The sequence below is a fragment of the Microbulbifer sp. MI-G genome, assembly GCF_030440425.1.
In the GTDB taxonomy this organism is placed as follows: Bacteria; Pseudomonadota; Gammaproteobacteria; order Pseudomonadales; family Cellvibrionaceae; genus Microbulbifer; species Microbulbifer spongiae.
In genome coordinates, this window is sequence record NZ_CP098023.1 from 2,348,488 (window position 1) to 2,366,026 (window position 17,539).

At 46.6% G+C, this 17,539-nt stretch carries 26 protein-coding genes; 6 read left to right on the top strand and 20 right to left on the bottom strand.

Annotated features, from left to right (window positions below; translation table 11 throughout):
• Positions 1–106 precede the first annotated feature (106 nt).
• The 19 genes from M8T91_RS09740 to M8T91_RS09830 all read right to left on the bottom strand — a co-directional run bounded on the left by M8T91_RS09740 (position 107) and on the right by M8T91_RS09830 (position 13,684).
• Complete coding sequence (locus tag M8T91_RS09740; protein WP_301413880.1) at positions 107–922, bottom strand: hypothetical protein; 816 nt, start codon at positions 920–922, stop codon at positions 107–109.
• A 28-nt stretch (positions 923–950) separates the two neighbouring features.
• Positions 951–1,331, bottom strand: a complete 381-nt coding sequence (locus M8T91_RS09745; RefSeq protein ID WP_301413883.1) for a hypothetical protein — start codon at positions 1,329–1,331, stop codon at positions 951–953.
• A 234-nt stretch (positions 1,332–1,565) separates the two neighbouring features.
• Positions 1,566–2,207 carry a hypothetical protein gene (locus M8T91_RS09750; RefSeq protein WP_301413885.1) on the bottom strand — a complete coding sequence of 214 codons (642 nt, stop codon included), beginning with the start codon at positions 2,205–2,207 and terminating at the stop codon, positions 1,566–1,568.
• A 261-nt stretch (positions 2,208–2,468) separates the two neighbouring features.
• Positions 2,469–3,579 (bottom strand): IS3 family transposase gene (locus M8T91_RS09755; protein ID WP_301413887.1). Its coding sequence is split into 2 segments (ribosomal slippage): positions 2,469–3,327 and positions 3,326–3,579, totalling 1,113 coding nucleotides; the frame shifts between segments, so codons are not numbered across the junction.
• Between the two features lie 72 nt (positions 3,580–3,651).
• Positions 3,652–3,957 carry a hypothetical protein gene (locus M8T91_RS09760; RefSeq protein WP_301413888.1) on the bottom strand — a complete coding sequence of 102 codons (306 nt, stop codon included), beginning with the start codon at positions 3,955–3,957 and terminating at the stop codon, positions 3,652–3,654.
• Between the two features lie 105 nt (positions 3,958–4,062).
• The gene (locus tag M8T91_RS09765) at positions 4,063–4,269 is read right to left on the bottom strand and encodes a hypothetical protein (RefSeq protein ID WP_301413889.1); all 207 of its coding nucleotides are present in this window, start codon (positions 4,267–4,269) and stop codon (positions 4,063–4,065) included.
• A gap of 882 nt (positions 4,270–5,151) precedes the next feature.
• Positions 5,152–5,940: a suppressor of fused domain protein gene (locus M8T91_RS09770; RefSeq protein ID WP_301413890.1), complete on the bottom strand. Its 789-nt coding sequence runs from the start codon at positions 5,938–5,940 to the stop codon at positions 5,152–5,154.
• 76 nt (positions 5,941–6,016) lie between these two features.
• Positions 6,017–6,544: a hypothetical protein gene (locus M8T91_RS09775; protein WP_301413891.1), complete on the bottom strand. Its 528-nt coding sequence runs from the start codon at positions 6,542–6,544 to the stop codon at positions 6,017–6,019.
• A 199-nt stretch (positions 6,545–6,743) separates the two neighbouring features.
• Positions 6,744–7,211 carry a DUF2846 domain-containing protein gene (locus M8T91_RS09780; RefSeq protein WP_301413893.1) on the bottom strand — a complete coding sequence of 156 codons (468 nt, stop codon included), beginning with the start codon at positions 7,209–7,211 and terminating at the stop codon, positions 6,744–6,746.
• Between the two features lie 111 nt (positions 7,212–7,322).
• The gene (locus M8T91_RS09785) at positions 7,323–7,706 is read right to left on the bottom strand and encodes a D-Ala-D-Ala carboxypeptidase family metallohydrolase (RefSeq protein ID WP_301413895.1); all 384 of its coding nucleotides are present in this window, start codon (positions 7,704–7,706) and stop codon (positions 7,323–7,325) included.
• Positions 7,707–7,898: 192 nt separating this feature from the next.
• Positions 7,899–8,252, bottom strand: a complete 354-nt coding sequence (locus tag M8T91_RS09790) for a hypothetical protein (RefSeq protein WP_301413896.1) — start codon at positions 8,250–8,252, stop codon at positions 7,899–7,901.
• 112 nt (positions 8,253–8,364) lie between these two features.
• On the bottom strand, positions 8,365–8,838 hold the full coding sequence (locus tag M8T91_RS09795) for a hypothetical protein (RefSeq protein WP_301413897.1): 474 nt from the start codon (positions 8,836–8,838) through the stop codon (positions 8,365–8,367).
• 78 nt (positions 8,839–8,916) lie between these two features.
• Positions 8,917–9,276, bottom strand: coding sequence for a hypothetical protein (locus M8T91_RS09800; protein ID WP_301413899.1), 360 nt, complete (start codon positions 9,274–9,276; stop codon positions 8,917–8,919).
• A 437-nt stretch (positions 9,277–9,713) separates the two neighbouring features.
• The gene (locus M8T91_RS09805) at positions 9,714–10,055 is read right to left on the bottom strand and encodes a hypothetical protein (protein ID WP_301413901.1); all 342 of its coding nucleotides are present in this window, start codon (positions 10,053–10,055) and stop codon (positions 9,714–9,716) included.
• Positions 10,056–10,402: 347 nt separating this feature from the next.
• A complete protein-coding gene (locus M8T91_RS09810) occupies positions 10,403–10,792 on the bottom strand; it encodes a hypothetical protein (protein WP_301413903.1) in 390 nt (129 codons plus the stop codon).
• A 17-nt stretch (positions 10,793–10,809) separates the two neighbouring features.
• Entirely contained in the window at positions 10,810–12,195 is a 1,386-nt protein-coding gene (locus M8T91_RS09815) for a replicative DNA helicase (RefSeq protein WP_301413904.1), read from the bottom strand.
• Positions 12,192–13,100 carry a helix-turn-helix domain-containing protein gene (locus M8T91_RS09820; protein ID WP_301413905.1) on the bottom strand — a complete coding sequence of 303 codons (909 nt, stop codon included), beginning with the start codon at positions 13,098–13,100 and terminating at the stop codon, positions 12,192–12,194. The genes M8T91_RS09815 and M8T91_RS09820 overlap by 4 nt, the downstream gene beginning before the upstream one ends.
• Positions 13,101–13,132: 32 nt before the next feature.
• Positions 13,133–13,312 carry a hypothetical protein gene (locus M8T91_RS09825; RefSeq protein WP_301413907.1) on the bottom strand — a complete coding sequence of 60 codons (180 nt, stop codon included), beginning with the start codon at positions 13,310–13,312 and terminating at the stop codon, positions 13,133–13,135.
• A 90-nt stretch (positions 13,313–13,402) separates the two neighbouring features.
• Entirely contained in the window at positions 13,403–13,684 is a 282-nt protein-coding gene (locus tag M8T91_RS09830) for a hypothetical protein (protein WP_301413908.1), read from the bottom strand.
• A gap of 613 nt (positions 13,685–14,297) precedes the next feature.
• On the opposite strand from M8T91_RS09830, the gene M8T91_RS09835 reads away from it, so the two are divergent.
• Positions 14,298–14,441: a hypothetical protein gene (locus M8T91_RS09835; RefSeq protein ID WP_301413909.1), complete on the top strand. Its 144-nt coding sequence runs from the start codon at positions 14,298–14,300 to the stop codon at positions 14,439–14,441.
• A gap of 131 nt (positions 14,442–14,572) precedes the next feature.
• Here M8T91_RS09835 and M8T91_RS09840 read toward each other — a convergent pair whose 3' ends face one another.
• Positions 14,573–14,827 carry a helix-turn-helix domain-containing protein gene (locus M8T91_RS09840; protein ID WP_301413910.1) on the bottom strand — a complete coding sequence of 85 codons (255 nt, stop codon included), beginning with the start codon at positions 14,825–14,827 and terminating at the stop codon, positions 14,573–14,575.
• Between the two features lie 131 nt (positions 14,828–14,958).
• Here M8T91_RS09840 and M8T91_RS09845 point away from each other — a divergent pair, with 131 nt between their 5' ends.
• The 5 genes from M8T91_RS09845 to M8T91_RS09865 all read left to right on the top strand — a co-directional run bounded on the left by M8T91_RS09845 (position 14,959) and on the right by M8T91_RS09865 (position 17,529).
• Positions 14,959–15,408, top strand: coding sequence for a hypothetical protein (locus M8T91_RS09845; protein ID WP_301413911.1), 450 nt, complete (start codon positions 14,959–14,961; stop codon positions 15,406–15,408).
• Between the two features lie 839 nt (positions 15,409–16,247).
• Positions 16,248–16,577 carry a response regulator transcription factor gene (locus tag M8T91_RS09850; protein ID WP_301413913.1) on the top strand — a complete coding sequence of 110 codons (330 nt, stop codon included), beginning with the start codon at positions 16,248–16,250 and terminating at the stop codon, positions 16,575–16,577.
• Entirely contained in the window at positions 16,574–16,903 is a 330-nt protein-coding gene (locus M8T91_RS09855; protein WP_301413914.1) for a hypothetical protein, read from the top strand. The genes M8T91_RS09850 and M8T91_RS09855 overlap by 4 nt, the downstream gene beginning before the upstream one ends.
• The gene (locus tag M8T91_RS09860) at positions 16,900–17,205 is read left to right on the top strand and encodes a DUF6378 domain-containing protein (RefSeq protein ID WP_301413916.1); all 306 of its coding nucleotides are present in this window, start codon (positions 16,900–16,902) and stop codon (positions 17,203–17,205) included. The genes M8T91_RS09855 and M8T91_RS09860 overlap by 4 nt, the downstream gene beginning before the upstream one ends.
• 96 nt (positions 17,206–17,301) lie before the next feature.
• On the top strand, positions 17,302–17,529 hold the full coding sequence (locus M8T91_RS09865; RefSeq protein WP_301413917.1) for a hypothetical protein: 228 nt from the start codon (positions 17,302–17,304) through the stop codon (positions 17,527–17,529).
• Positions 17,530–17,539: the final 10 nt, after the last annotated feature.

Here is a 17,539-nt window from a genome sequence, read left to right on the forward strand (position 1 = left end):
GTACTTGGTGCGAGGATTTATGCCGTGCTAGTTAAGTGCCATGCCTGGCACACATGTCTATATCAAGTGTGCCGTAAGCGTCACCTGGAATTACTTGTTAGCCGAATTATGACTCAGAACTCACTGGCTCGAATGTTATACCCAAGGACACTCTATTGTGACCTCGGCATTTTTTGCAGTTCCAATTTACCCCAAGTGCAAATTCTCTTTTCCATGTGAGTTGTTTTTCATCACAGTTGGGGTTGGAACAAGGTAGTTCATCATACATGGGCTCCCAATGAGCCTGCCTGTCAGGTAATTTTTTAACTATATAGGAAGCAAGACAATTTTCTTGAAGACACTTTACTTGTAGTTCATTGGATGATGGAGGAATAGTACGTACGATTTCACTTCCACACTCATAACAATTAAGAGATGCTTTGTCCCGTAGGTCTACATTGAAAATTGGAGAAGAAACTACATCTTTCATTATTGAAACTATTTCTTCACACCTATATCTTATTCTTTGGGGAGAGCTATTCTCTTTGAGCATGCCCTGTTCTATTGTAGGAGTATGCAAATAAGAACTCAGCCTGTCGTAGTAGTTTTTTATATCTTTAAGGCTTATTACAGTTTCCTTCCCAAGTAACTTCATTTCTTCTGGGGGGGAGCCATCTTCCCCTTCAATGCCAAAGCTAATTGTTGGGCTTGAATCCACAAATGGATCTATATCAATAAGTGTGGTGAGTAGCTTTCGAGGTTGCCAGATCTTGATCTGTTTTTCAGTTAATTCTTTCTTGTAAAGTTGAGCACGCTCATAAGTTAATGCTTCAAGAGTCATTCGTAGTTCAAGTGCAGCAAATTTTAATCTTGAATCATCACCCGTAGAAAGTTCTTTCTCAGCACTTTTTAAATATGTTTTCGCAATATCCCTATATCTCACTGCAAACTCCGGTGTTTGGTTGATTCGGCTAACGCCCAGCACACGGGTGACCGAAGCGAAGCGTAGGTCGTCCAGCCCGCGAATTTTGTGGACGATCGTGCTGCTGATTGTTATGTTTTTCACAATTGACTCTTTCTAGTAACGCAAACACTTTATTTGCGATCTCTGCTAACTGTGTGTTCAGCTTATTTACCCTTTCTTCATCTTCAGCTGCATATTCTGTGATCAACAAATCATCAATATCACAAGTTGGTGCATATCTAATCCAAAGATCTTCAACGAAACTAAAGTCATCATTCTTTATTTTATTTGCTGCCCCTTGAGCCTCAAGTTCCCAATCGGGGATGCCGCGGGACCTAAAGTAACTAGCGGCTTCAAGCAATGCTATCTTAAGTTCTTCTTCAATCATGATTTGAAGCATAACATTTATATACTGATCACCATGGCCAGTATCCCTTCAATTACTATCTCAAATATCATCTAGTATTTTCGAATAGCGGTATTACTGACCTAAGATTACATAGCCGCCAACTATAACTACTTGGACATTTTCGTCAAATGACAAAATCCTTGCTCAATTGATAAAATTGGTGTGTCCCGCGCTGAAGGGCACGATAGCTGCCTTACTCGTTGGCTTTGCAGGTCATGAGCCCACTCCCACAAAGCTGCTCACCATGGCCCCCTGGGAGACGATAGCGATCTCACCTGAGTCCCAGCACTCGGCCAGACGGCAGGCGATGTCGTGAAGCTCAGGCTCTCCACACTCCATGAGTTCTCCCGTATTGCGGCACAGCTTCAGCAGGAAGGCCTGGGCATAGTCTTGTGCGGTGATACGCCCCTCTATAAACAAATTCATTTGAGTAGTGATGATCAGCAACAGAAAGCGTCTACTGTGGTTCTCGGGACAGCTACCCAGACCACTGCTATCCGCCTCAGCGTGGCAGCGATAACAAAGGTGTGCAGCCATGGCATCGTGGGGCTTGATCCCCCTGCCCTTGCCGTAGCTGTGGCTCCGTGGGCCTTGGTAGTGGGCCGCCACAGTAGTGCCCTCGTTATTGCCACAGTGGACGCAATCACGGCCTTTGGCCAGCCTCAGTAGTTTTGGGATGCGGGTGGGCTGTAGGTTCACTTTGTCTTCCTGGGTATCTCCAGTCTGATCTGTGAGCACCTCAATACATCCTTCCCTCAGTAGCTCCAGATTGTGGCCTGGGGCAGTAACTTTTTCCAGGCGTAAAAAAACCGGCTCAGTGGCCGGTTTTTTATTTAGGTGTAAATGTTGCAGCAAGCGCAACATATCCTTATTTGTTAACTGTTTTTACCATGCGTGCCACTCATAGGTTACGCTGTTGCCTGTAAATACTGGAGGCTTAACCTGAACTTTAATTGTGAAGTCTAAGGTTACGCCCAACAAATTTATGTTTTTACCCGGAGCTATAATTATGATCATGCGCCCGCTAGGCGTTGGATGATTAGTTATGCCGGAAACGCCCATTGTGCCAACCTGCTGAGCCTCAAAGTCAATGATTGTATTGTAAACCTCCCCTAATTAGTGACACCCTAAATTAGAGTTTTCTAGCCCTTCATGTTTGGCCAGATACTCCCAGGGAGTGAGATCTCCCAGTGAGTCATGTGGCCGCTCTTCGTTGTATTCCCTGATCCAGTTTTCGGTCAGTTCCCGCACCTCGTTCAGCGTGCGGAACACATACATGTTTAAGATCTCGTCACGATAGGTGCGGTTGAACCGTTCAACGTACGAGTTCTGTGTCGGCTTGCCTGGTTTAATAAATTCCAATTCGATGCTGTGCTCCTCCGCCCACTCAGCCAGTGCGGTGGAGATGAACTCCGGGCCATTATCCATTCGCAGCTTGTTGGGATAGCCCTGCCAGGCCACGGCCCGCTCAAGCACCCTGATCACCCGTGGTGCCGGCAGGTTCAGGTCGATCTCGATGGCCAGTGCTTCCCGATTGAAGTCATCTACCAGATTGAAGGTCCGGAAGCGGCGACCACAGAACAAGCTATCGCTCATAAAGTCCATCGACCAGCAGTGGTTCACCTCAGCTGGAACCGACAACGGCTCCGGGTTGCGGCTGGGTAGCCGTTTCTTGCCTCTACGACGCTTATTCAGGTTTAACTCGCAGTACAGGCGGTGAACTCTTTTGTGATTCCAGGCATGCCCCCAGCGACGCAGAATTTTGAACAACTTGTCGAACCCGTAAGCTGGGTAGCGTTCCACTGCCTCTTGGAGCTTGGCGATCACCTCATCATTCCGGTTGGGAATGGGCCGATACCGATACACTGAATCGCTTATGCCAACTGCGCGACAGGCCATGCGAAGGCTGGCACTATGCTCTTGTCGGGCATAGTCGACCAGCTCTCGCCTAATCGCTGGCTTTACAGCTTTTTTCAACGATATCTTTGAGGATCTTATGTTCCAGACTGAGGTCAGCGAACATCGCCTTCAAACGACGATTCTCTTCCTCCAGTTCCTTGAGCCGTTTGATATCGGACGCCTCCATACCGCCGTATTTGGATTTCCAGTTGTAGTAGGTAGCGTCGGATATCCCGTACTCCCGACAGACTTCTTTGACCAGTCTGCCGCCTTCTACTTCCTTCAGGATCTTTACTATCTGCGTTTCCGTGTAGCGCGATTTTTTCATTATTAGCTCTCCGTGTGAGCGTAGTTTACGCCGGAGAACTCTAAATGTGGATGCCCCTAGTTTAAGGGAGGTTTACATATCAGACGCAAGTATATAAAATTGATGCTTTATGTCTTTGTTTTGATAAACCTGACCTATTGACTCATGACCGTTTACTTTTAGAGGAATATCAGTTTTGAGGAAAATAGCCTCACTAATTTTCTTTGCATCGTAGCCTACACCCCTTAAAAGTGACAGGCGCCAATTCTTTAAATCCTCTTTGTACTCTTCCCTTACATATGTACCCGGAACCGCTAAATCAAACTGTTGCAATCCTGTGGCTAGCGCATTTGACACAGCCATTATTGCGAACAATGTAATTGTGACAAACTTTCTCATTGGTACACTCGACAGTTAACGCCTTAGTTTAGGGCAAGCCACGTAGTAGTGAGTCCCAGCGGCAGACGATCATTCCACGCCTTGTTAGAGTTGGAGATATTCATATTATTTTTTAAACGACAATATTTTGAGACCGAGACAAACCATTGCCCCAATAAAAACACCTTGCCCCGCAGCCATAACCGGAACTAATGGTACAGCCAAGAGCATATTTTCAGGAGCGTCAGGTTGAACTAAGGCAACAATTAGAAATAGTGGTGTAAAGATAACTGAAACACTCGTAGTCCAACCTTTCCATATTTGTTTGAACATTAAGTACTCTCGATCCTATTGGTAACTCTTACGCTTCAATCAGCCGCGTCAGTGGTCGGCCGGATTGACTTGTTAGAAATTTTATCACTCTCGATGAGATCAACTAGATCGTAGCATGGCTCATCATCTCGCGATGTGTACCACGGTTTAAGAGTGCGCGCACTGTTCGACAACGGACTTTGTGTGCATACTATCTCTGATACAGGGTACCAATCTATAGCCTTATATCCCACGTCATGATGAGTAATAGGGACAAGCTCCAAGTACCACTTTTGGTGCCTATCGCCGTTTGTATATCTAGGAGTGTGAGTCGCCATAACAAATGCTATTTTGTTTAATCTGATATTGCCCGACAAAACTTTAACGTTTTTTATTTTGTACTCCCTAAACCATTCGAATTCGATGCATTCACCAGCATCAAGACATTCGTCTTTTTCAACGTATTCAGTAGCACCCCTGTAATACGGCTCACCCAAAACAAATATTGATTCTCCGAACAAATTTGAGCTGAAAAGCATAAAGCTTAGAAGTATGAGTGCTTGGTTCATAGTATTTCTAACATTTATAAATTGATCACCATGACCACTATTATCCTGATTACTGTCTCGAAATCAATTCTGCGACAACTCTCCACAACCCGCATTAAAAACAGCTAGTTACATAGATTTGATGTAATCGTACAAAATATGATCACTCTCTTCAGGGTAAAAAACCGGCTCAGTGGCCGGTTTGAGTGGTTGGGTGTCTGGTAGAGACAACAATCGCAAGGTAGCTGATTTGTACCTCTAAGAACGCAAAAGGTCTAATGAACCGCCGTATCCGGACCCGCATGTACGGTGCCGTAGGGAGGGCGGACTAGAAACCCGCCTTTACCCGATCAGCTCATTTTACGACAGACTTACGGTTTCGATCGCTTATTTGGCCAGCACCGGACTCTGATAATTTTGTAAGTAGTACATCTCTCCCGTTTTCCATTGACCACTGCATTTCAGCATCAGTAATAACAGTGGCAATAAGTATATCCATTTTACCATTTGGAAGAGATAAACCTGCTGGAAGTGGTTTATTCGCTTTGGCAATTAATACATTTATAGATTCAGACTCGCCAACTTGAATATCCTGTACAGTTAAGCCGTTATATTCCTCGACTCGTTCGAGAATACCTGCATCATTCAAAATTTCGGCATTAACTGTCCATTGCATAAACCAAAGCGGCCACTCGGCATTTTCTTTAGCTATGATAATCATTTCATATCCATAGCCAGCTGCTCCATCTGGACTTTGTGCTTGTTTTTTATTTTGCAATGATCCCGAGTATTTACTAGTCTGACCTTGATCATCCACCTCTATCTTGTAGTCTTCCATTACGGTAGACGCAGGCATATCTGGGTTGCTCATTCCGAAAGTTGTATAAGCCCATAATCCTTTACCGAGTTTGTCGGCAGGCATTACAAATAGGCCGCCTCCAGGCCAAACCCCTGTCATATTCCCCATTTTCAAAATATCGTCCGGAAATGTACCGATATGCTTTTCATAGTAAGCAGTTCTTTCATCGTAAACTTTCTGCCAAAACTCTTCTGAATCCACTTCAGTCGATGCGCTTGATGCAACTGCTGTCTCTTCCGCAGCAAAGGGCAAAACACTTAGAATTTTTCTTAATTTCATTTTCATACTCAATCTCTTGATTTGGAACTAATGTCCAGCACAAGTGTGCCGTTTTCGGCGACTATTGCTCCTTTTTGCTGGCTTACGAACCAATGAGGCCAATATTCGATTCAGCTAGTTGTCTATATGGACAGCGCCCAAACGGTCTAGCTTCTGTTATATTACATTTTTCACTGTTTGAAGATTGAAACAATTCAACTACAAGTTCATAGGGTGGAAGCACATCGATTATTTTTTTCTCTGGAGACTTAGCACTTTTATCTTCTGCACTTTTGACCCATACGATTGCAAGTTCTTCATGTTTTTTTTTCGGCTTCCATATTATGTGAGTTTCTCCTGTCGCTTCCTTTATTTGGCACCTTGAGAATTGCGTTCCAAAAATAGGGGCGCCATTAAATAGTTGCTTAACCCCACATACATACCAATTCTTTTCAACGTCATATTTGTCTATGTTGTAACTAAGCTCAATTTTGTAGGTGCCAGAGGTATTGATGACATCGTAGGATTTAATTTCAATCGTATTCAAATTTATCGGGATGCTTGATGGTTTAACCAAACCTTCATTACAAGCAGTTAAGATGATACAAATCAGAACCATGAAAAACTTCACTACTTCCCCTTACTAAACTAACATTTATATACTGATCACCATGGCCACTATTATCCTGATTACTGCCTCGAAATCAATTCTGCGCCACTCCCTTCATACACGCTCCCCCTCAATAACTCCAGACAGTAGGCCGTGTACGCTCACCCGGTATAGGCTCAAGATCATCCAGATGCAGGAATCGACTAATATCATGCTAAATTTATTTTTCAACCCGGCCAATTAATTTAGTCTCACTTAGAATGGGCATGGCTATATCAGGCCCAACATCAACTAGAATTGATTGAGAGTACATTATATTATTGTGGCCCACCCTCAAACCACCACCTGTAAGCCGCTCACTATATAGCAAATATTTAGTTTCACCCTCTTCAATTGTTATAGGCATTTCAGCTAGGTTGCCACCACCAAATATCTGTGCTGTCACCACATATTCACCCGGTACAACACTAATAGAAAAATGGCCTTTAAATTTCAGAGATCCAATTTCTAAGCTATTTATTTTTATTGAAGGTGGTATTTTTGCTTGCCTTATGGAGCTTTCTTGATCAGTATAAACATAGATTAATGCTTTTCCTTTCGAAGGAAGCTCAGGAGAAAAAACAGGACCTGTAGCAGTACATCCAATTAAAGCCCAAGTCAATAGAAAAAATATTATCTTTTTCAACATTATCCATTTCCTCAACATCATAAATCACAAGGATTATATAGCGATCACTGTAACCACCATTATCCTGATTACTGTCTCGAAATCAATTCTGCGCCACTCCCTTTATACGCCCTACCTTGGGTAGCTCCAGATTGTGGGCCCGTCACGCTTGCCCGGAATAGCTTCAAGGTCATCCAAGTGCAGGAATCTGCCCTTGTGTGGACCATGCTGCTTTACGCCAATGCCGGTAAAGCCTTCCTCTATCGCTATCCCCAGCAGCTCATAGGCTCGCCCACCAGAAACTGGCACATCCACAGCCTGCCCGGTAGTGTGTGTCATGGTGGAGCCGATACTGGTGCAGTGGGCCCGGCAGCGGTAACCAGAGGTGATCACCATCGGCTTGTTGAAGCGCTCCCTCACCCTGATCAATCGGCCCAACGTGTCATCCGAGAAGTGGAGTTTCCCGCAACAACGGCAGGACAGCTCCGCTTTCGAGAAGTAGGCGTTTTCAAACATGGGATTACCAGATACAAAAAAGCCCGCACGGGGCAAGCTAAGGTTGAATTCTAAAGGTTCGATATCTGAATTGTTAATAACAATTAGCCAGCAATACTATTGAAAAAATCAATAATACCTTGTTTTCGCAAAAATGGACGCAAAACGCTCATGCAAAAATGTACAAAGAGGGACATCAACTACAGAAACTAGTTATACTTTTGCCTCTAAAATTCCTCGGACAATCTCTTGCGAGAGTGTCACAGGAACTATACTTACTCCCAGTATAAAAAAGCGACGATACATACGAACGTTTCTGTAATTATTTGGATGATTTTGTTTTTTTATATAAATTTTTTGAGCCCACAAGAGTGATGAATGACCATGCCAGGATGCAATGCCATCCCTCAAACAATTCTGAAAATTTCTAAATTCCTCATCAGAAAACTTAATGGTATACCACGTCTTTTGAAAAGAAATAGCAAAATTGTAACTTACATCGATTTTCACCTGTATTTCATTTGATCGATTCCGAATTATTTCAAGGCCTACACCAGCATCTTTCATAAAATCTGAATCCAGCTTCGTTGTGGTAACGAATCATATAACGATCACTAGCATTATCCAGACTCCTTCTATTCGAATAAAAACAAATACTCAGCGCAGCTATTTTCCTCATCTATCTTGGCAGCAAACCAATTGAAGTATGAGCATAAGTTGACTTTCCTTTTAATTCGACAAGATCCTTAACTTGATCATAGGGGATAAGGATAGGGTTGTAATTAGGATCAACAAAGAGAGCCAAATACCAGGAATTAATTTTTAGCGGCTGAACTTTTCCACAGCTATCCTCTTTTCTAATTATAACATTAATCTTTGGCTGCGGATCCCCCCAACCATGCAACACTTTAAATTCAGTTTGTGCGCCATAAGGATAAGATTGATAATGGTGATCAATGTATACTACAACTACTGCACGGTTCCTTGTCTCCTTTATTTTTTGAGCAAAACCTTCACCTTTAGTAGGTGGGTAGATGTAAGTGAACTCACCATCAGGTGTTACAGGTGGTATTATTTTAGGAAGAATCGGGGAGCAAGCATCAGTGGCGAGAGGAAAAAGAAAAGCAAGGAAAATAAAATATTTAATTTTCATTATGGAATTTCCACTTAGCACACAAAGTATAAATAAGTCTGCAATTTAGCAAAAGCGCCATCGCTATATCTATACTTTTCAATTGCCTCTACTTTTGGCACCCGAACTAAGCTTAGTCAGGTAAGTATCAATATAAAATATCGTTGCATTAGCTGGCTTAGAATCTATCATACCATCCAAGAATTCTCGCTCTTCGACATTCAAATTAGAGACCACACTTTCTGGCAGAGAACTTTGAACCTCACTATATGTCTTCATGCTATCGAGTATGAATTTATCTCCCCACTCATACATTTTTTTATCCTGCCCGAGCCGAGCAAAGCCTAGAACAAGAGCTAGCGCATTGGCTTGATCTACTGAGTTTCCAGAAATTGAATAAACTGCCGTTATCTCTATTCCTCTCTTAAATCCACGATTCTCACCTACGTAATAGGCCATAACCACTAGGGCAAGTAAGATGACTGACCTAATTATGCTCTTATATCTCATAGTTTGCTTTAGCAATTAATACCCGCTCATACATCTGGTAGTAAGCCTGGCAGGCTTAGCAATCAAGCTCAAATCCCACTCCACTCCAATCGAACTGAGTTTTATCGCACTTTAGTATACGACAGCCTTGGCATAAATCAACACCTCATTCCAATTGTATTACGAATTGCCCGTACCCAAACTACAGCCATAAAAAAGCCCCGCCGGACTAACCAGACGGGGCTTTCAAAGGGGGGTATGGTCCCGCTGCGCATACTTCGCGACAGCCTATCTGAATATAACACCTGCATGCCTGGGCTGTAGATAAATACGATTTGTACTGAAATACAGCTATGAAGCATTCTGCAATAAAAAGAAACCTTCCCAACCCTATTAAATTTATTTCTTTATTTTATTACGTCAATACGCTTAATTACTGGCGCTAACCCACTAACAGCAATACAGTCAGTATCACTTGTAAATACACTTACAGTCTTCCCTGCCATAAAAGCAGCTAAAGCAATTGACAACATTGACTTACCACCTTCATTGTTAGTATCAAAAGCAAGTACGCCGGTGTCAGTTGAGCAATCATTATTTGCTGCAGAACCCCAACCAGAAGATGCCCACAGTATTGCAACTCCAGTTTCTGATACAGAAACTCGATCTAAAGTAGCACCGGAGTGCTCTTCCGCAATTGAATACTGTATCGTAAACAGCAAAGTGAACGTTATTGCAAGAGATCTCATAATAAACTACGAACCACCACTATTTGTCTTATTAAAATTTATATAGCGTCAGTCATGACTATTTGGGCCGGAAGTAAATCTAGCCGTCCCTACAAGAACACTATGTCCCCATCCAAAACTTGCCCTACTGGCACTAATTGCATTGCAGTATACAATGGGCTTGGCATAGGTCAACGCCCTACTTAATCAGGTCCCTGAGCTATAAATACAAAAAAGCCCCGCCGGCTTTACCAGACGGGGCTTTCAAAGGGGGTATGGTCCTGCTGCGCATACTTCGCGACAGCTTATACAAAGTTAACCCATATGGACGTATGGTGTCAATACATACAGCCTGTTTTTAAATACAGTTATGCGGCATTCTGCGACAAAAAGAAAGCTTCCACCGTCGCCTCAACAATTTGACACATTTTTTCAACCCACGGCTTTGACCTTTTGATCTTCCTGGCCACATCCTGCATTTCCCACCGGTAGTAATACCGCAACCAAAAAACCATCCTCTCCAGCGCAGCCTTCTCCTTATCCTGGCGCCTGGCAATCACATTCAGGTAAGCTAGTACTGCAGCATCCGTGAGGGCTGCCCTGTCGTAATCTATCGGGTCCGGGCTCTCCCTGCGCCCTGATAACATCCTTCGGCCAAATGCCGCCATACGGGGCCAGCTCACTGAGTCCCCCGCACGTTCAGGATAGGCCCTGGACCACTCCCACAAGCGCTCGCGAATGCTGATTTCATTGACCATCTTTTCCCCTATCTCGATTAACCAACAAATTGCCGGAATCTCTTAGACGGCTCAGCCTGGTGTACCTCCGCCGTCCATACATCCATGCGGAACTGGTTGAGCTTGGCTTTGAGGTTGTCGATGCCCGGTTCTCCACGGCGGTGCTTTGCGGTGATCACTTCCACCAGTCCGGGGTTTAGTGAATCGGGATTGTCTTTGTCCTCCCGGTACAGCAGGGTCACTATGTCGGCGTCCTGCTCAATAGAGCCGGAATCCCGTAGCTGGGATATATTGGGTCGGCCACCCTTGGATGCTTCACGGTTGAACTGGCACAGTGCCAGCACCGGTATATCCAGCTCCTTGGCCAATGCCTTGAGCCCGGCAGAGACGCAGGCCACTTCCCTCTCCCGGCTCAGGCCATCTCCACGCACCTGCTGCAGATAATCCACCACGATCAATGACAACGGGCTCTTGCGGTGTTCACGGCGAGCACGGCTGGCAATCTGATTCATATGCAGCGCACCCTGGTCATCCACCCCCATGTCTATGCCCTTGAGTTTGCTTACCGCATAGGTCAGGCCCTGGCTGTGCTGTGCGTAGAAGCCTTTGCGGTCATCTGAGTTGTCAGAGTCGGCAAGACCTACAGGGATGCGTCCAACCATGCCCACCAGTCGACGGTAAAGTTCCCGGCGACTCATTTCCAGAGAGAAGACCAGGGCGCGGTTGCCATTGAGCGCATTGTGCGCAGCCACCTGCATGGCAAACACGGTTTTACCAGTTCCAGTGGTACCAGCGAGGACTACCAGCTCCCCACCACGCAATCCCTTCCAGCGGCGATCTATGCAATCCCAGCCCGTGTGTACCCGCTTGATCTGGTCACCGGTCTCCAGGCGGTTCCAATCCTGCAGAACCTCCCTGGCTGCCCCGTCCAGATCTTGAGGGCCTGTACCGGTATCGCGAGCACGCTCCAGATCAGACAGGCTGGTTTGGTGTGCGCTGATAATTTCCTTCAACGGGCGAACAGGTGCGGCGTATACGGCCTTGCCAGCCTCATCCAGTGCGGCCAAGAACTTGCGACGGTTTGCGTGGTCAGCGGCAATGTGGGCATAGGTTCGTACATTCGATGCCCCCGGAGTCTGCTCACACAGTTCAGCCAGGTAAGCAACGCCTCCGGCAGCTCTCAGCTTTTTGGTGCGGTTCAGCTCCTCACCCACAGTAAACGCGTCCACTGGCTGGGAGTTCTCTGCCAGGGATTTGATGGCTGTGGCAATGGTGCGGTGTGGTGCAGTTATAAAATCCGCCCGGCCTACAATCTCGAATACGTCCTCGATGGCGGAGGGGTTGATCAGGAGTCCACCAAGCACCATCTGCTCTGCAGCGATCAAGGTGTTCTGTTCGCCCCTGTTCAGGGCCTTGACCATCATGCCGCCGCTCCCTTTGCGTTTTCGGTGATGCGCGGGTAATGATTCGGGTCGGTCAACCATTCCAGGTCGGCCTTGTGGGAACCGTTCAACCACTGCTGACTGGCGCAGAAGGCGAAGAATTCATCAAACCAACCCAACTCGCGGTTTGCGCGTTGCGTCCACAGGTAGGTCAGGAATTCCCGCCGTCGGTCGCTCAGGGCTGTTACCGGCACGTTGTTGGGCAGGTTGCGGTGGTAAGACTCGACAATCCGGTCAAACGGGATGATCTCCGGTCGCTCGTCCTCCCAGCGGCATTGGCTCAGGTAGGTGGTCGGGTGGAGCCGGTCAAATCCGAATTGGTTGGCCAGCAGGCGGTGTTCGATGTCCTCGGCAAGCAACTCAGCAAACGACTCCGCATCCCGTTTGGATTTTTTCAGGTTGGCCAGGAAGGCCGTGTGGGCTTTTTGCTTGCCCACCTTGGGTAACCCTGCTGACCAGAATCGATCGAACGCCGAATCAATCGCCCCAGGTTTTTCAGGTGCACGCTTTTGAGCATTAACACTGGTTACTTTGTTAGATGGTTTCTTTGTATATTCTTTACTTTGTAGTGTCGGAAAATCCGTATACGGCGAATCCGTATCCGGAAAAACCGTATCCGGGTTTTCAGGAAGTGGTGCATCAAAGATTTCATAATCCGTACCCAGCATTTTCCCATTATCATCACGAACCGAGGTGCGACGGGCATAGCGTAATTCGATCAGCTCATTCAGCAACTTGTAAATCTTATCTCTGCCTTCTTGCGCCTCTCTCGACAATGCAGCTACAGATACAGACCAGTTGTCCGGTTTTGACAGGAGATGAATCAAGAGACCAGCTGCACCAAATGACAACCGGCGATCCGTGGCAACTGCATTGGTAATCACCAAGTAATGCGATTCTGGGCGTGGCCCTCGCTTAATCATTTTTCACCCCCATTGGACGCAAAAGACTTGCGATAGGCACGGTCAGCATCCGCCGCCGCCTTGATTTGTTCAGGTGGGATTTGGAGTAAGGCCCGCGCCAACTCACAAGGCGGGAGGCCCGTTTGTTGTGCGCGTTCATTCACGCAATACAGGACAAAAAGATCGGAGTCTTCCATTATCGCCTCCGTCCGCTTCTGCGGCTCTTCGGTGTTTTTGATAGTGTCCGTTACATCAAAATTCTGCCGGCCTTCCACCGGTTCGGTTTTTTAGACCCTTGGCTTTGTTTCTTCGCGATAGCGTTGAACTTTCTCTAATCGCTCCAAATCCTCACGATCAGAATCAATAACATCTGCCCACTCGCCTGCAAGTTGGGCGCCCAACGCGGCCAGCTCCTGCGTGGTGGGGTTGTTCTCGGGGATGTAGGCAATGGTGCGGAACAGGGTGCGCAGCTTTTCTACGGCTTCCAGGCTAATAATGGCAAGGTCAAGGGATTGGGTAACGAGTTGATCTACCCGAGCAACGGGCACAACTGGGGCGTGGTTAGGCATGATAGCCTCCTTCGATTGCGGATTATCCGCCACCAAGGAGTTGCATATCTCGATAAGGCGGCGGGGTAGACGGGTATGCAATACCGCTCGAAGGAAACGGCGGGCCCGAAGGCCCCCCGAATACCCCACCATAACAAGGAGGTTTCGCGCACAAAAAAAGACGCATACAGCTAAAGGCGTCTTCCCGGCGCCTTCGAAAAACGGGTTGCATATCCCGGCTCCCGATTTTGCGGGAGCGGGATAAGCATGGCACTGTTCTCCGATTCCTGTCAACCGGGGAAACTGGCTTTTCCATATAGACGCCTTTTGCATTTTCTATGCCCTTAACCAATAACTTCTGCACTGTTTCGTGCCGAACTCTCCCGGCTGTCACACCACTGGGCAGGTGTCGCCATTCCCGGTATGCTGAAAGCTCCCAAACCAACAGCTAACAAGGAAGAACTATGAAAGACATCACGAGGGTCGAATTTGACCTCCCAAAACTAACCCCTCTGAAAATGTAAAACTTCAGGCTGCTCATGTCGCCCTGACCTCTTTAATCTTCAAACTCTGCAAAATCGAAACGCTGACTCCAGAAAATATCGACGAGAGTATTAGCCTGGCTATGAGTCGCGTGGATGAGCACAAGCATGACAAGCAAGTGCAAAGGTACCTTGAAGCCATCAACGCTTTTCTTTCCCCAGCAGAGGAAGCACCACAAAAAGCACCAAAAGGTGAGGTCATCATCTTTCCTAATCCAGCTTCTAAGAATCCATGAAGCACTTCAGGTGGCCAGATAGGCTTTCGGCCATCACTTCCCTCCCCTCCTCCGTTTTGAGGAATTCCGCGACCACATCCTGTATGCTTTGCCTGTCCATCGTTTTCTCCTGTATGAATGACCATGGTTGGCTATTGATTAACCAGTTCTTGCCCTGCCTCCATACTGTTGTTGGTGGCAGCTTCAGGTCCCTCGCCCCAGATGTCCGGGCGGCAATCTGCCAAAGGAATGCCTGTTTCAACGGATAACTTGCGAGCAAGCTTGTGGCCGGGTCGACCATTTCCGTAAGCAATCCGGGAAAGGTAGGCGCCAGAGGTATCCACTTTCTTGGCGAGCTTTTCCCTCTCCTGCAGGGACAGGGATCGGATGTGATGGTTGAGATTCATACAATAACTATATTTAAAAGGTATAGTTATGGTCAAGAAGGTTTAGTTGATTATCTAAAAAATGGCACAAAACTGAACTTTTAAGGGTCATTAACGGTTGGTAAAGGTTTGGTAAGCTGACACAAACACAGATGGCCAATGTAACAATGGATATTAATGAGATAAGGCGGGCGAACATGCGGCGGCTTGCTGCTGACTATAAGAACAGGCGGGCGTTTGCCGATGCTCTTGGTCGTTCTGAACAACAGCTCTATCAACTGATCGGTAAAAATGCCACTAAGTCTATCGGTAACCGTATTGCCCGAGATGTAGAACAGAAGTTGACGCTCAAAGAGTACAGCCTGGATGTATCGATGGAGCCGGCAGAAAACCAGCCATCAATTACTCCTGACGGCATTGATCTGGAACTATTAGAGAGCTGTATTGAAGCAGTTGAAAGCGCCATTGAAAGCCAAGGATTGCAGGGAATGCCGGCGGGAAAGAAGGCGCAGGCAGTAGCTGTAGCATACAGTGCCGCTCTTGCCAGTAGTAAAAACCAAGTTGCGCCTGTTAATTTTATCGTCAGGACGCTTTCACGGTGACAGCAGTAATCCCTTTTTAACTGATTTCATTACATAGACTTTGAGTACAAGCATATTCTTCGTAAATCTATCTATTAGCCTAAGTATATATAGCAACCTTACGAGATTTAGCCCTATTTCAATACGTGGTGCCAGCAGGAGTTATCTACATTTCCCCAAACCTCGGGGCACTGGGTTCTCTTTTTACATTTCCGGCATTGGAATGGGAGTACAGATAGAACCGCGTTATCAGCTATCTTCTGGAGCCGGGATACCTCTTGGCTCTTTTCCTTGTCTTTAGTTAGGCATACCAGTTCCATAAACCACACCTCCTGTGGGTCAAACTTAGTACATCACACTAAACTAGAATTGCCTCTTTATATAGCGTTTTTGAGTGAATGAATTCTTATCAACTCTGTAAATTTTGTAGAGAATATACTCCCCACTCTACAAATTTTACTGACATGCTCAATTAGTTCAGACGAACGGTCAAAGTGATTCATCGAACGAACGAATGAGTTTATATTTGAATTTGTTGTCGATTCTTAGCATTTGACACCTCCATTTGACATCAAATTAGCTCAAACGATCTTTGCCACCCCCAGATGCACTCCGGCTAAAGACCCTCACACTCTCCTCAGATCCCTTTCCAAGGAGCGTACGCCAGCAGCCCATTAATATCAGAGGAAATCACCGCCTTTTTATTAAAAACTATACCTTTTTAGTTTCATTTTGTGAATCTATTAAGTATAGTTATGTTGAAGCATGAAGGTTAAGAAAAGCTACAGCGTTGATGAGAAGTGGCCATGAGCACCACCAGCTCAAACACTGCCCCATAGCCTTACAAAGGAAGCCATGTAATGGAGTACAGAAAACTGGCCCCCCGCCAGGCAGAAGCGCTGACACACCGCGCTCGCGGCCTTAGCAATGCTGAAACCGCCGCCGCTATGCACTGCTCTATCGCCAATGTCGCCAACCTGTTGACTGAATGCTTCTTTAAATTGCACGCCCGTAACAGTACCGATGCCGTCGCTAAAGCCATTAAACACGGCCTGATCCAGTTCACCCTGGTCGCCTCAATCATTAGCGGCGTTGGCACCGATACCCAGGAGCAACTCCGTACCCGTTTCCAGCGCAAGCCAACCATTAAAACGATTCGCATACGTAACCAGGGATGGAACACCGCATGAAGCGCATCGAATTTAGATCAATTCCGATCACCGACGCAGGGGAAAATCCCAACAGGCCGGTGCTTTGCAAAGAAAACGTTGTGCTGCAGGGCAATATCCTTGGGCGGATAACTTGCCAACGTGGGCTCGACGGCAGCCTGAACTACCACGTCTGCCTGAACATAAACCTCTCCAGTGCTCTGGGGGCAGGCCTGGCACAGGGCCACGGCGCAAACCGCACAGAGGCCATACAAAACGCCCTCATCAAAAGCCGGGAAGCGGCAACGGATTACCTCGCAACCCTCGATCACCTTGCAAAGCAAATCAATGAGAGCGAGTTCGCATGAACTCTGAAACGGTTTCACCACCAGACAACAGCGCCCACGCCTTCCTGAAAAAAGCCGCTCAGCATATGCGCGACCGTGCTGAACAACGTGATGCGGGAAATGGCGAGCGCTCCATGGCCAAAACCATAACCGCATTCAATGCCCTATACGGTACCAGCCTTACCGAAGAACAGGGATGGCTGTTTATGGTGCTACTGAAGCAGTCCCGTGCAAGCTGCGGGGTGTTTGTACCAGACGACTATGAAGACGGTGCAGCGTACTTTGCCCTGGCCGGTGAAGCCGCCGCAAAAAACAGGAGATAAAGAATTTCCACCGCGCCCCTGGCGCATTCAGTCAGCTGTACCCCCACTGCTTGGGCCGCAGGTACTGGGCCCTTTTTTTAAAATCCGGAGAATCTAATGCAAAGATACGCACTTTTTTGCGGCGCATATAACTTGATGATGGGCGGGATAAAAGATTTTCGAGAATCACTCGAAACCGAGGAGGAAGCAAAGGAAAAGGCAGAGAAAATAGCCAAAGACCCCTTTGTAGATTGGGTGCAGATCTTTGATAAAGAGACCGACACCGCAACAATTTATAAAGTCATCAACGGCAAGTTGGTGGAGTGTGAGGACGACACCAAATAAAGAGTGTGCT

Coding starts and splice junctions, on each gene's coding strand:
- M8T91_RS09825 (WP_301413907.1), bottom strand. CDS start 13,312: ATGGAAGACTCCGATCTTTTTGTCCTGTATTGCGTGAATGAACGCGCA.
- M8T91_RS09805 (WP_301413901.1), bottom strand. CDS start 10,055: ATGAGATCTCTTGCAATAACGTTCACTTTGCTGTTTACGATACAGTAT.
- M8T91_RS09830 (WP_301413908.1), bottom strand. CDS start 13,684: ATGCCTAACCACGCCCCAGTTGTGCCCGTTGCTCGGGTAGATCAACTC.
- M8T91_RS09855 (WP_301413914.1), top strand. CDS start 16,574: ATGAAGCGCATCGAATTTAGATCAATTCCGATCACCGACGCAGGGGAA.
- M8T91_RS09845 (WP_301413911.1), top strand. CDS start 14,959: ATGGCCAATGTAACAATGGATATTAATGAGATAAGGCGGGCGAACATG.
- M8T91_RS09795 (WP_301413897.1), bottom strand. CDS start 8,838: ATGAAAATTAAATATTTTATTTTCCTTGCTTTTCTTTTTCCTCTCGCC.
- M8T91_RS09860 (WP_301413916.1), top strand. CDS start 16,900: ATGAACTCTGAAACGGTTTCACCACCAGACAACAGCGCCCACGCCTTC.
- M8T91_RS09780 (WP_301413893.1), bottom strand. CDS start 7,211: ATGTTGAAAAAGATAATATTTTTTCTATTGACTTGGGCTTTAATTGGA.
- M8T91_RS09770 (WP_301413890.1), bottom strand. CDS start 5,940: ATGAAAATGAAATTAAGAAAAATTCTAAGTGTTTTGCCCTTTGCTGCG.
- M8T91_RS09790 (WP_301413896.1), bottom strand. CDS start 8,252: ATGAAAGATGCTGGTGTAGGCCTTGAAATAATTCGGAATCGATCAAAT.
- M8T91_RS09815 (WP_301413904.1), bottom strand. CDS start 12,195: ATGATGGTCAAGGCCCTGAACAGGGGCGAACAGAACACCTTGATCGCT.
- M8T91_RS09840 (WP_301413910.1), bottom strand. CDS start 14,827: ATGAATCTCAACCATCACATCCGATCCCTGTCCCTGCAGGAGAGGGAA.
- M8T91_RS09765 (WP_301413889.1), bottom strand. CDS start 4,269: ATGTTCAAACAAATATGGAAAGGTTGGACTACGAGTGTTTCAGTTATC.
- M8T91_RS09785 (WP_301413895.1), bottom strand. CDS start 7,706: ATGTTTGAAAACGCCTACTTCTCGAAAGCGGAGCTGTCCTGCCGTTGT.
- M8T91_RS09850 (WP_301413913.1), top strand. CDS start 16,248: ATGGAGTACAGAAAACTGGCCCCCCGCCAGGCAGAAGCGCTGACACAC.
- M8T91_RS09810 (WP_301413903.1), bottom strand. CDS start 10,792: ATGGTCAATGAAATCAGCATTCGCGAGCGCTTGTGGGAGTGGTCCAGG.
- M8T91_RS09760 (WP_301413888.1), bottom strand. CDS start 3,957: ATGAGAAAGTTTGTCACAATTACATTGTTCGCAATAATGGCTGTGTCA.
- M8T91_RS09865 (WP_301413917.1), top strand. CDS start 17,302: ATGCAAAGATACGCACTTTTTTGCGGCGCATATAACTTGATGATGGGC.
- M8T91_RS09800 (WP_301413899.1), bottom strand. CDS start 9,276: ATGGCCTATTACGTAGGTGAGAATCGTGGATTTAAGAGAGGAATAGAG.
- M8T91_RS09745 (WP_301413883.1), bottom strand. CDS start 1,331: ATGATTGAAGAAGAACTTAAGATAGCATTGCTTGAAGCCGCTAGTTAC.